The 12,063-nt window shown below is 62.8% G+C and carries 11 protein-coding genes and 1 tRNA gene; 6 read left to right on the top strand and 6 right to left on the bottom strand.

What is annotated here, in order from left to right; translation table 11 throughout:
• Positions 1 to 43: 43 nt before the first annotated feature.
• The 3 genes from ACSQ3L_RS08050 to ACSQ3L_RS08040 all read left to right on the top strand — a co-directional run bounded on the left by ACSQ3L_RS08050 (position 44) and on the right by ACSQ3L_RS08040 (position 2,758).
• Complete coding sequence (locus tag ACSQ3L_RS08050) at positions 44 to 994, top strand: acetyl-CoA carboxylase carboxyltransferase subunit alpha (RefSeq protein ID WP_436159461.1); 951 nt, start codon at positions 44 to 46, stop codon at positions 992 to 994.
• A 217-nt stretch (positions 995 to 1,211) separates the two neighbouring features.
• On the top strand, positions 1,212 to 2,507 hold the full coding sequence (locus tag ACSQ3L_RS08045) for a L,D-transpeptidase family protein (RefSeq protein WP_436159460.1): 1,296 nt from the start codon (positions 1,212 to 1,214) through the stop codon (positions 2,505 to 2,507).
• Positions 2,508 to 2,515: 8 nt separating this feature from the next.
• Positions 2,516 to 2,758 carry a sulfurtransferase TusA family protein gene (locus tag ACSQ3L_RS08040; protein ID WP_436159459.1) on the top strand — a complete coding sequence of 81 codons (243 nt, stop codon included), beginning with the start codon at positions 2,516 to 2,518 and terminating at the stop codon, positions 2,756 to 2,758.
• A 3-nt stretch (positions 2,759 to 2,761) separates the two neighbouring features.
• Here ACSQ3L_RS08040 and ACSQ3L_RS08035 read toward each other — a convergent pair whose 3' ends face one another.
• Together ACSQ3L_RS08035 and ACSQ3L_RS08030 are read right to left on the bottom strand one after the other, a co-directional pair.
• On the bottom strand, positions 2,762 to 3,871 hold the full coding sequence (locus tag ACSQ3L_RS08035; RefSeq protein WP_436159458.1) for a CobW family GTP-binding protein: 1,110 nt from the start codon (positions 3,869 to 3,871) through the stop codon (positions 2,762 to 2,764).
• Between the two features lie 89 nt (positions 3,872 to 3,960).
• Positions 3,961 to 5,124, bottom strand: coding sequence for a D-alanyl-D-alanine carboxypeptidase family protein (locus ACSQ3L_RS08030; protein WP_436159457.1), 1,164 nt, complete (start codon positions 5,122 to 5,124; stop codon positions 3,961 to 3,963).
• Positions 5,125 to 5,340: 216 nt separating this feature from the next.
• Between ACSQ3L_RS08030 and ACSQ3L_RS08025 the strand changes: the two genes are divergently transcribed.
• From ACSQ3L_RS08025 to ACSQ3L_RS08015, 3 genes are all read left to right on the top strand, one after another.
• A complete protein-coding gene (locus ACSQ3L_RS08025; RefSeq protein ID WP_436159456.1) occupies positions 5,341 to 6,504 on the top strand; it encodes a M20 aminoacylase family protein in 1,164 nt (387 codons plus the stop codon).
• A gap of 97 nt (positions 6,505 to 6,601) precedes the next feature.
• Positions 6,602 to 6,678: transfer RNA gene (locus tag ACSQ3L_RS08020), tRNA-Arg, on the top strand.
• A gap of 253 nt (positions 6,679 to 6,931) precedes the next feature.
• Positions 6,932 to 7,366, top strand: a complete 435-nt coding sequence (locus tag ACSQ3L_RS08015; protein ID WP_436159455.1) for an FKBP-type peptidyl-prolyl cis-trans isomerase — start codon at positions 6,932 to 6,934, stop codon at positions 7,364 to 7,366.
• A gap of 166 nt (positions 7,367 to 7,532) precedes the next feature.
• Here the strand turns inward: ACSQ3L_RS08015 and ACSQ3L_RS08010 are convergent, their stop codons facing one another.
• Genes ACSQ3L_RS08010 through ACSQ3L_RS07995 form a run of 4 tightly spaced genes read right to left on the bottom strand, consistent with a single transcriptional unit; the run spans position 7,533 to position 11,966 of the window.
• Complete coding sequence (locus ACSQ3L_RS08010) at positions 7,533 to 8,342, bottom strand: formylmethanofuran dehydrogenase subunit C (RefSeq protein WP_436159454.1); 810 nt, start codon at positions 8,340 to 8,342, stop codon at positions 7,533 to 7,535.
• Entirely contained in the window at positions 8,339 to 9,247 is a 909-nt protein-coding gene (fhcD, locus tag ACSQ3L_RS08005) for a formylmethanofuran--tetrahydromethanopterin N-formyltransferase (protein WP_436159453.1), read from the bottom strand. Before fhcD ends, ACSQ3L_RS08010 begins: the two co-directional genes overlap by 4 nt.
• Positions 9,235 to 10,866, bottom strand: coding sequence for a formylmethanofuran dehydrogenase subunit A (locus ACSQ3L_RS08000; protein ID WP_436159452.1), 1,632 nt, complete (start codon positions 10,864 to 10,866; stop codon positions 9,235 to 9,237). The genes fhcD and ACSQ3L_RS08000 overlap by 13 nt, the downstream gene beginning before the upstream one ends.
• Entirely contained in the window at positions 10,860 to 11,966 is a 1,107-nt protein-coding gene (locus tag ACSQ3L_RS07995) for a tungsten formylmethanofuran dehydrogenase (protein WP_436159451.1), read from the bottom strand. The genes ACSQ3L_RS08000 and ACSQ3L_RS07995 overlap by 7 nt, the downstream gene beginning before the upstream one ends.
• Between the last annotated feature and the right edge of the window lie 97 nt (positions 11,967 to 12,063).

The following is a 12,063-nucleotide window of genomic DNA, read 5'->3' as shown; positions in this document are numbered from 1 at the left end:
GTTCCGTCAGCCATTGCCTTCCGATGTATCGGTCCGCTCACGCATGTATAATTACCTCGACTTCGAAAAGCCGGTGCAGGACCTCGAGGGCAAGATCCTCGAGCTGAAGAAGCTTGCCGAGAACGGCGAGGCCGTCGATGTCGGCGACGAGATCAGCCGTCTCGAGAAGCGCTCCCGCGACGCGCTGCGCGACGCCTACAAGGCACTGACGCCATGGCAGAAGGTGCAGGTGGCGCGCCATCCAGACAGGCCGCATTGCGTCGATTACATCAAAGGCCTGTTCAGCGATTTCACGCCGCTGGCCGGCGACCGCAATTTCGGCGAGGACCAGGCGATCGTCGGCGGCTTCGCCCGCTTCCGCGGCGAGCCGGTGGCCATCATCGGCCAGGAAAAGGGTTCCGACACGACCAGCCGCCTGAAGCACAATTTTGGCTCGGTGCGGCCGGAAGGCTACCGCAAGGCGGTCCGGCTGATGGAACTCGCCGATCGCTTCAAGATCCCCCTGCTGACGCTGGTCGACACCGCCGGCGCCTATCCCGGCGTCGGCGCCGAGGAGCGCGGCCAGGCGGAAGCCATCGCCCGTTCGACCTCAGCCTGCCTTGGCCTGAAAGTGCCGTCGATCTCGGTGGTCATCGGCGAAGGCGGCTCGGGCGGCGCCATCGCGATCGCCACCGCCAACCGCGTCTACATGCTCGAACACGCCATCTATTCGGTGATTTCGCCGGAGGGTGCGGCCTCGATCCTGTGGCGCGACACGACGCGATCGAAGGACGCGGCGACCAACATGAAGATCACTGCACAGGATCTTCTGGAGCTGAAGATCATCGACGCCATCATCCCCGAACCGCTCGGCGGCGCGCATCGCGGCACCGAAACCGTGATTGCCGCGACCGGCGACCTCATCGCCAGGACGATGAAGGACTTTGCCGGCGCCAACACCGATTTCCGCGAGCAGCGCCGCGAGAAATACCTGGCCATGGGCCGCAGCCTCTGACCGCGGGCAGCCTTAGCCGCCACAATGTGGCGGCTGGGAGCATTTCTGCCACAAAAATGCCGCTGCATTCGGCTCAATGAGACTGCCGCGGGGGGATGCGTCGGCACTTGCGGTAAGGAATTTATTAGGGTTAACGGGCTTAGGGTCCGTCGATGCGCAGTGCAGTAGCCAGGGCAAGAAACGTCCTGGCGCCAGAGAAAAGACGATATCCGCAGCCATGTTTGTCAAGCTTGCCCGCACCGGAATCCTGATAGCCGCACTCGGCGTTGCCGGCTGCAACAATTCGTCGATGAAGGATTTCGCACCGGAGGCCAACAAGCCGCTGCCCGACAAGATCCTCGCCGACATGAAGGCCAAGGGCATGGTCCGCACTTCGTCGGTGATGGCCCGCATCTTCAAGGAAGAGGGCAAGCTCGAGATCTGGAAGGCTAAGACCAACGGCCGCTACGACATGGTGGCGAGCTACGACATCTGCAAATGGTCGGGCAAGCTCGGGCCGAAATACACCGAAGGCGACCGCCAGGCGCCGGAAGGCTTCTATACGGTGCGCCCGGCGCAGATGAACCCGCGCTCGAACTACCATCTGTCGTTCAACATCGGCTATCCCAACGCCTATGACCGCGCCAACGGCCGCACCGGCTCCAATTTGATGGTGCACGGCGCTTGCTCGTCGTCGGGCTGCTATTCGATGACCGATGCACAGATCGAGCAGATCTATGCCTTCGGCCGCGACGCCTTCCAGGGCGGCCAGACCGAGTTCCAGATCCAGGCCTTTCCGTTCCGCATGACCGCAGCCAACATGGCGCGCTACCGCAACGACCCGAACTACGACTTCTGGAAGATGCTGAAAATCGGCTACGATAATTTCGAGATCACCAAGGTGCCGCCGAAAGTCGATGTCTGCGAAAAGCGTTATGTCTTCAATCAGGTTGCCGCTGACGGCCAGACATTCGATCCGACCGGGGCCTGCCCGGCGACGACGCAGCCTGATTCGCTGAAAAGCGCCTACAATTCCTACATGAGCACCTACGACGCGGCCTTCAGCGGCGCGGTCAAGGCCAGCGTGCCGGCGCCGAAGCCGACCATCGCCGGCATCAAGGAAGCCAGCATCGTCTCCGACTGGTCCAAACGCCGGGCGCGCGGCGAGCGCGTGCCGATCGATCCGCCGTCGCTCAACAATGACGGCTCGGTCACCGAGACGGCGCGCATGGGCCGCATCGATTCGCCTACCGGCCGCAAGATGGCCGCTCTCGACGCCGAAAAGGCCGCCAAGCAGAAGGCCGAGGAGCAGAGGCTGGCTGCCATAGAGGCCGCCAAGCAGGCCAAGGAAGCCGCCAAGGCTCAGGCTCTGGCCGAAAAGGAGGCCGAGAAGGCCGCCAAGGAAGCCCCTGCCACCGCGACCATCGCCGCCCCCTCCGAAGCCGCGCCCGTGGCCGAAACGCAGGCCGCGAGTGCCGACGAGAGCCGGGTGACGAAGCTGAAGAACAAGCTGCTCGGCATGTTCGGCGGTTGATTTCACTCGTGGCTGATCGCGCCGCTGTTTATGACCTCAAGGGGCTGAACTGCCCCCTGCCCGTGCTCAAGGCCAAGAAGCGCCTTGCCGGCATGCGTCCGGGCAGCCGGCTTTGGCTCGAGACCACCGATCCGCTCGCCGTCATCGACATTCCGGCATTCTGTTCCGAGAGCGGCCACCAGTTGATTGAAACGGCGGCGATCTCCGGCGGTCATCGCTTCCTGGTCGAGCGCGGCGCGCAGCAACCATAGAGTTTACCGCCCGGCAATCGCCAGCGGATTGTTTTCCAACGCCGCGCGGTCGGGCGTGTCGATCGACGGCCGGTTTGTGAAAGCCGCAAACAGGCGGCGGACATAATCTTCCGGCATGTCGAGCGTGATCAGCACCAGTCGCGTACCGCGCTGACGATCGGGCCAGGACGGCAGCTGCACCGGCGGATGCAGGATCTTCTGCACGCCATGGATCACCAGCGGCCGCGATGGGTCTTCCCTGAGTTCGATGACGCCTTTCATCCGCAGCAGGCGCTCGCCATGCGTCGAACGCAACAGGTCGAGAAACATCTCTATGGATGAAAACGGCACCGGCCCTTCATGGACCAGCGAATAGGAACGCACGCGCGAATCGTGCCGGTGGCCGTGATCATGGTCATGTTTGTGATCATGGTGGTGATGATGTTGGTCGTGATCGTGCGCCGCTTCCTCGCCCAGCCAGCGCCGGACATCGGCGGATTTGGTGGCGGGATTATAGAGGCCGCAGTCGAACAGCGCCGCCACACCCGTTCCCGTATCGGCGGCATCGAGCAGCTCGGCGCCCGGATTGATCTGCCGCAGGCGCGTCCGCAGCGTTTCCAGTTCACCGGGGTCGGTGACCAGATCGACCTTGCTGAGGACGATACGGTCGGCGACGGCAACCTGCTTGACCGCCTCGACATGGCCATCGAGCGTGGCATTGCCGTTGACCGCATCGACCAGAGTGATGACGCCGTCGAGCCGGAAGGCTTGGACCAGTGCCGGATGCGCCATGATCGACTGCAGCACCGGCGCCGGATCGGCAAGGCCGGTGGTTTCGACGATGACGCGGGCAAGCCGGGCGATGCGGCCGGTCTGCAGCCGGTCGACCAGGTCGGCCAGCGTGTCGACCAGTTCGCCGCGCACCGTGCAGCACAGGCAGCCGTCCGAAAGCTGGATAATGCCGTCGGAAGACTGCTCGACCAGCAAATGGTCGATCGCCACCTCGCCGAACTCGTTGATGATGACCGCCGTGTCGGCCAGCGCCGGATCCTTGAGCAGCCGGTTGAGCAGCGTCGTCTTACCGGCGCCGAGGAAACCGGTCAGCACCGAGACGGGGATCGGGAAGCTGCTCATTGGTCTCTATCTGTCTGTTTGAGCACGATTTCCAGCGAAAACCCGTATCCAAGTTTCGCTGACGCGGACCTTTGGTTCGGGATCATGCTCTAGTTCGCAACCTTGGCCGGCTGGTCGCCCTGTGCGGCGGAGCCGGCAATCTTCGGGCCGGTGCCGGCGGGTGCCGGCCTGTCGGGCCGCCAACTCGGGATCGGCACATCGGCATATTCCTGGCCGCCCTGGTCGAGGATAGCCTTCGGCGCCGGACCGGTGGCGCCGCCAAGGCCGACGGCAATCAGCGTCGGCACATGGTCGAGCTTTTCCTGATAGGGCGATTTCGGCACATTCTTGGCGACCACCGGCGGCGCCTCGGACTGCTCCTGCGGCTTCTTCTTCTTGCAAACCTCGTCATGCATGTCGTTGGGCGAGACCGTGTCGCCATAGGGCGCCAGCGTGGCGACGGTGGCCGAGCCGGCGGCAGGCATGTCGAAACCCTGGTCGAGCAGTTTTGCCGCGGTCTCGGCGCGGGTGACCGCAGACTTCTCGCCAAGCACCACCGCGACCAGCGTGCGACCGTTGCGCGTCGCCGAGCCGATCATGTTGAAGCCCGATGGGCAGACAAAGCCCGTCTTCATGCCGTCGGCGCCGGGATAGCGGCCGATCAGCAGATTGTAGTTGGGAATAGCCTTCTTGCCGACGGCAAGACCTTCGATCGAGAACCACGGCGCATATTGCGGGAACTCACGCCGGATCGCCATCACAAGTACGGCGAGGTCGCGCGCCGTCGTGTATTGGTCGGGCGAATAGAGCCCGTTCGGATTGACGAAATGCGTACCGTTCATGCCGAGCCGGGTCGCTTCGGCGTTCATCCGTTCGGCGAAGGCCGCCTGCGAACCACCGACGTTTTCGCCGACGGCCATGGCGATGTCGTTGGCCGATTTCACCAGCATCATCTTCAGCGCATTGTCGAGCCGCATCACCGAGCCCGGCTTGAAGCCCATCTTGCTTGGCGGCTCGGCGGCGGAGTGTTTCGTCACCTTGATCGGCGAATCAAGCTGGACCTCGCCGGCCGCGATCGCTCGGAAGGTCACATAAGCGGTCATCAGCTTGCTCAGCGACGCCGGATACCAGCGCTTGAACGCATCCTGATGCTGCAGGATCTTGCCGCTGCCGAGGTCGAACACCACCACCGGATTGGCCAGAGCCGGCCCGGCCAGGACCGACAGTGCGATTGTGCCAGCCGAGAATAGTTTGAGGAAATGCCTGTGCCGCATGATCAAATCCGAAATCGCCTCTTGCCGTAGTCGCCCCTGGCTCCGTAAGATTTCGTTACGCGATCGCCAGCATGATAGGTCCGACCCTCAAAAAACGGACCGCATCGTTGCGGTGCTATTTACCCTATGTGACGCCAAGATGGCAAAGTGCCTGGCGATCACAATTGCAAGGCAGCGGCCAACAACCGCCTGTCCCAACAGCGAGATGGAACCATCATGCCAATCCTGAACCGTGCCGCCGAAATGCAGGACGAAGTTGCCGGCTGGCGCCAGCATCTGCACCAGACGCCAGAACTGAACTTCGACGTCTTCAAGACCGCCGCCTTCGTCACCGAAAAGCTGAAAGCCTTCGGTTGCGACGACGTGGTCACCGGGCTCGGCAAGACCGGTGTGGTTGGCATCATCCGCGGCCGCCAGGGCGAAGGCCCCACCATCGGCCTGCGCGCGGACATGGACGCGCTGCCGCTCAACGAGATATCAGGCAAGCCCTACGCCTCCACCATTCCCGGCAAGATGCATGCCTGCGGCCATGACGGCCACACGGCGATGCTGCTTGGCGCCGCGAAGTATCTCGCCGAGACACGCAACTTCACCGGCACAGTGGCGGTCATCTTCCAGCCGGCGGAGGAAGGCGGCGGCGGCGGCAACGAGATGGTCAAGGACGGTATGATGGAGCGTTTCGACATTTCAAGAGTGTTCGGCATGCACAACATGCCGGGCCTGCCTGTCGGGCAGTTCGCCATTCGCCCAGGCCCGATCATGGCTGCGACGGCCGAATTCACCATCACCGTGCGCGGCAAGGGCGGCCATGCGGCAATGCCGCACGGCACGATCGACCCGATCGTCATCACCAGCCAGTTGGTCGGCGCCTTGCAGACGATCGCCTCGCGCAGCACCGACCCAGTCGAGGCCGTGGTGGTGTCGGTGACCAAATTCCACGCTGGCGATGCCTACAACATCATCCCGGAAACCGCCGAAATCGCCGGCACCGTGCGCACCTTGCGCAAGGAAATCGCCAAAAAGTCCGAAGAACGCATCCGTAGCATTTGCGACGGGCTGGCGACCGCGTTCGGCGCCAAGATCGAGGTCGACTATCAGGCTAATTACCCCGTGACCTTCAACCACGCGGAAGAAACGGTGTTTGCCAGCGACGTCGCAGCTGGTGTCGCCGGTGACGCCCATGTGCATCGCGGCATCCAGCCGGTGATGGGCGGCGAGGATTTCTCCTATATGCTCGAAGCCCGCCCCGGCGCCTTCATCTTCATCGGCAATGGCGACACCGCCGGCCTCCACAACCCGGCCTATGACTTCAACGACGAGATCATTCCGCACGGCATGAGCTACTGGGTGAAGCTGGCGGAAACCGCACTGGCGGCCTGACGGCAGCAGTCGCACGACAATCACAAGAGGCCAGCCGAATTGCCTTCGGTCGGCCTCTTGGCGAAACGATCCGAAGCGGCTATGTGTCTGGCCGCGTGGTCCCGTAGCTCAGTAGGATAGAGCGGCAGATTCCTAATCTGTAGGTCACAGGTTCGATTCCTGTCGGGATCACCATGCATTTCAAAGGTTTAGCTGGGTAGCTGCCGTAGCTTTTTAGGATTGGCCGGGCCAGGCGTCCGTCCCACTCCAAGTTTCGGACTCTGCTAGATAGATCTCCTACTCCCATCCATGACGGTATGGTGGGTTTACATCGGCGGCCAAGGCCCTAGTTTTTGAGTTTCGTACCGTGCACCTTAGTGCGCGGATGATCGAAACGGGACCCTGAACTCTGGCCGGTCCCTCAAAATTCCCAAAAAGGATGACTGCCATGACACAGGCCAAGAATGGCGACACCGTGCGCATCAATTATACCGGACGTCTAGCCGACGGCACTCAATTCGATGCTTCTGGCGGCGAGCCGCTGCAATTCACGCTGGGTGAAGGACAAGTGATCCCCGGCCTTGAAACCCATGTCGAGGGCATGGAGGTCGGCGCGAAGAGCACAGTTACCGTTCCCGCAGCCGCCGCCTATGGCCCGCACCGCCCCGAAGCGGTCGTGACCATCGACCGCGCCCGCGTGCCGGATAACATCAACATCGATATCGGCACTCGATTGCAGACCAGAACCCGTGAGGGGCGCCCCATGCAGGTGACGGTCGTCGGCGTGGACGACGCCAGCGTCAAGCTCGACGGCAATCATCCATTGGCCGGACGGGATCTGGTGTTCGACGTCGAATTGGTCGAGATCGTTCAAGCGGCGTAGGTATCCGTACCATTTCTCGCCCCGGAGGTGCCGCGCCGCTGAGCGGAACGAATAAATTTTCGTCGATGCGAATCGCTGGGGTTCGAGTCGACATTTCGAGCCGGGTGACCGTCGGCCCGGCCGCTGCACCTGTCGGCGCCACTTACGTCCTTCCATCGTATGGACCTCAGTGCGGAAAAAGAACTTCGCCCATTCCAAGCACTGCATTGTCGCCGCCATATTTACGCGGTGCGCTGCCCAGGAGCGGCCGTTTCAAAATGCCCTCGGCGATCAGATGCCGATCGATGATGGCGGCGAAAACGCTCTCGGGCGCGCCGCATTCGACGAAGCTCGGCGACATACGTCCTGGCGCGCGATCGAGAAGGATCGAACCGCGTCGCATCAGGTAGCCGGGCATCTCACCGATGCCACCTGCCACCACCAGCGTGCCGGCGATCATGCGGCTGCCTGCATTGTCGCCCGAGCCTTTCAGCACCGCGATCAGGCCGCGTCGCATGCGGTCCGCAGCGAAGGCGCCCGCTTTGCCTCTGACGATCAACACGCCGCCATTCATGCCGGCCAGTTCCCCGGCGAGCGGCGCACCGAGGTGATCGCCGGCATTGCCTGTTATCTCGAGCCTGCCGCCGCGCATGCCCGAGCCGGCGTGCGGACCCGCATTGCCTTCGATGGAGAGCTTGCCACCGCGCATGGCGCGCCCAGCCTGGGCGCCGGCATTGCCGATCACGCGAACCGACCCATTTCGCATGCCTTGCGCCACCCGGTCGAGGCGCCCGCTTCCACCTTCGAACACGATGTTTAGCGGATCGCTGCCGGCGACGCGAAAAATGTCGCCCACCTTCGATCCATGCTTCGACATGCCGATCTGGATCTTTTCGATATCGCGCCTTTCGATCCCCGCAAGCCGCTCCGGCGTCAGCGGCGACATGTCAAGGCGCTCCGGCGGCTCGGCGACAAGAGTGAAGGTCAGTGCCTTCATGGCAGCATATCCTTCAGCGAATAGATGAATTTCCCGAGCTTGCCGCCGTAATTGCCGGCGCTGATGCGAACCGCGCCCCGCTTCGGTCCGAGCTGGATGACGGCCTTGATGCCGGCCTTCATCGCCGCGGCAACGGCGTCATTGGTCTGGCCATCGATGACTATTTCCAGGACGGCGTTGATGTCGGGACCGAGTTCACTCGCCACGACACCGCGTAGTGTCGGCGCATAGGCTTCGTTGGCCGAGGCGATCATGCCCTTGTATTTGCCACCTATCTTGGAACCCGAACGGGCAATGCCGCCCGGAAACGGCACAATGGCACCAGGCACCATGCCGATCGCGGCGACCGCGGCCTCGGCTGCGACCAAAGCGTTGGCGCTGCTTTCGGCCATGACAAAGAAATTGCCGCCGCCGACGGCTTCCTTCGTCAGTCCGGTTGTTGCTTCGCATAGGAATTCGCCATCCATGACCGGAATGCGCCAAAAATGCCTGTCGCCGATCTTCTTGGAGATTTGCCAGCCATCGCCGAAATAACGCAGCGCCGAACCGAGCTTGAGCTCGGCGCTGCCCTGTAACCCGGCAAAGCAGGCGGAACCCGGCGAGGTCAAAACGCACTGGCCGACGCGATTGAGCAGCTGTTTCTGCAATTCGTCCGTTCCCATCGCGAAGATCATCACGCGGCAGCCGGGCCGGCCGTCCGGCGTAGCCGATGGCGGCAGGTCGAGATCGATTGCCGCTTCACAGCCGCAACCGATCACCGAGGTGGCGAAGCCGGTCATCGTGATCGCCGCCTGGCGAGCCCATTTCCGGCTCGGCGCGGTGATGATGATGGCGGTTGCACGCATGCCGAAGGCTTCGGCAAAGGTATCGTCGATCGTCACCCCATTCACGCTCATGTTCGGCATGGCACCTCGCCGAATGGTTGTTCGCGCGCAATCGCGGAATCCGGGAAATTGAACCAGTCCAGCGACAGGCCGTAGCGTTGCTGGTGATAGTCCTCGAGCCGCCGCACCATTGCCTTGTCGACAGCTGGTTTGAGCCTGAGTGCCTTGCCCCAGCGGTAATGGATGATTTCCCCATCTTGCACGACGAGATCGCCATCCTTGAAAACATACGCCGCCTGTCCGAGCATTTTCGCGATACTTTCGTCCCTGCGATAGACGGCGATGTCGGCTATTGCGCCGGCGCCTAGATGGCCTCGATCCGTCAGCCCGAGCAGCTTGGCTGGCGCCGCGCGCGTCATGATGGCGATTTCCTCGAACGTGTATTCGCGGTCGATTGCGGCCAAGGTAGAGAGCGCCAGGGCGGATCGTGAAAGTCCGGCGGCCATTTCGGTGCGCGCTTTCCGGCTCATCAGCAGCTCGAACAGAGCCGGATAAGCGGTAAAGGGTGCGCCGTTGGGGTGATCGGTGGTGAAGAACACACGCCAGGGGTCGTCGATCAGGAGAAAGAGCTCGAGCCCGATCGCCCACTGCATCGTGCCATAGAAGTCCTTGCCGTAGCTGTAGGGCACGATGCCGCCGCCATTGCCGTCACCGTCATGAATGACGGTCTTTTTCGGGTGCGCGCTGCCACGCGCCGAAAACTGCCGCATGACGTCGGACGAGACCGTGACCGTCTGGCCGAACATCACCTGGCCGATATCGATGGTGACTTCGGGCGTCGCATTGACCAGTTCGGCCAGCCGCGCCGCGGCGGAGGAAAACCCTCGCTTTCCTTCCGTGCCATAGCCATAGAACTGGAGGTGGGCGAGGTGCAGCGGCAACCCATCCGCCGCTGCAATCGTCGCGGCTGCCGTATCCGACGAGCCGGGGCTGCCCAGATTGTTGCAATGGACATGCAAGGGATGTGGCAGTCCAAGACTGTCGACGGCGGCCTGTAGCGTCTTGACGATCTTGCGCGAACTGACGCCATAGGACGGCACCTCATCGTCCAGCGAGAAGGTGCGGACGTTTTCCTTGAAGGCGGCGGCCGCACCGGCGTTGATCACCTTGACCCCAAGCGCTCGCGTCGAGGCGACCGTCCAGGCGACATAGTCCTCGATCATCGTCGAGGGGGCATCGTCGCGGATCATCGACAGCAGGAAGTCGTCATTGCCGAGAATGGCGAGCGTCGCCTTGTCTATGATCGGGATGTCGGCCAGTTCGAGATGGGTGTGGAGTGCCGATCCCGGCGACATCGCCGGCTCGACGACGGTCGTAAAGCCCATCTTGGCGTAGAGACAGCCGGTCTGAAAGGTCGACCAGCCGGCATTGGAGAGCGGCGTCGCTGCCGGTCGCGCCTGATAGGCGGCATGCTGTTCGGGCAGGAGCAGCCGTGCGGTATTCACGTTGCCGCCGCCAATGTGGGAGTGGATGTCGATGGCGCCAGCCATCACAATACAGCCGGCGGCGTCGATGGTCCGGTCGGCCGCCTCCCCCGCCGGCGCCGCGACGATCTTGCCGTCCTTGATCCAGAGGTCGCCCTTGCCGAGACGGCCGTTGACGGGATCGACGATGTCGCCGCCGGCGATTTTCGTCAGCATGGCAATGCCTCGGCGAAAGCGTGGGTGGCGATCAGGCGAATGATCGTCGCGGCGGAGGGCAATTGCGAAGCCGCATGCGCATAGGTCGACTTCAGCGAGCCGGTGCGGCTGGAATAGACAACCGCATCGTGATCGACCCCAGCCTCGCCAATGGCAATGGTGACCGCGGCGCCCCCGACCGGCTCTTGCGTTTTCGCCAGCGCAATCAGCGCCATGCGCCCCCTTTTTCTCTTGGGTTGGGCAATTGTGGCGGAGATCCGCAGGTGCAGGTCGGCTTCGCCCGCAGCGATCATGCGCGCCACATCGTAACGCCAGGGATCGAATTCGGGGAAACCGCGCGTAAAACCCGTGCGAAGCGGAAAACCTGTCATCCAGGTCGAGGCGAGCGCGCTTCCCCACCCGTTTTCGCTCGCCGGCAGATGAAGGCCAGATGCGCGTGATTTGCGATTGATATCGGCGATCAGACCTTGCAGCATCTCCAACGCCAGCCCTTCGGTGGTGTGGCCTGAAAACAGGAACACGGGAAAATGCGCAGCCGCCAGAGCTTTGGCGAAATCGTTGAAGTTCGACACCGGTTGCGATGTCTGCCGTCCCTTGTACTGCGCCCTCAGCGCCGCCAGCGTGGCGCCGAGGCTGGCCTCGCCACAGGAAAGAAGCGTTGCCTTGCGCCCGTTGTTCAACGGCGGCACAGACATCCCGTTCGGCCCCACCACGAAGAACTCGCGCTCATTTCTGGTCGAGAGATCGGGCCTGGCTGAGAGATCGGGAACCGTCGCGGCAAGTTCGCCAACAAGATCATGATGGATTTGCGCAAGTTCGCCCACAATCACCACGACATCGGCGCGCCGGCGCGTCTCTCCGGGGGCGACGGTCATCGCGCCCTTGTCGGTAAAAAGCGCGGTCTCTCGGGCAACGGCCGCGCCATCGGCATGATCGTATGCCGCGCCAACCCGCTCGGCCAGCGCGATCGCCGCCCTCGTGCCGTGTATATCCGTATCGAAGCTGAAAACCGGGCACCGGCTTGACGACAAAAGCGACGCGGCATGCACAGCCGCGCGCTCAACCAGCGCTTCCCGGTTGCCTATCCAAGCAACCGCCATTCGCTACACTACTTTCTGGTGCCGGCCCAATCCTAGACGAAACTGGATTGGCAGTGAACCCCGCTTCCCAGCAGATTAGCGAATGTTTTCATATGCC

It is taken from the genome of Mesorhizobium sp. LjRoot246 (genome assembly GCF_964254115.1).
Lineage (GTDB): Bacteria > Pseudomonadota > Alphaproteobacteria > Rhizobiales > Rhizobiaceae > Mesorhizobium.
This window is presented reverse-complemented; position numbering and strand designations above follow the sequence as displayed.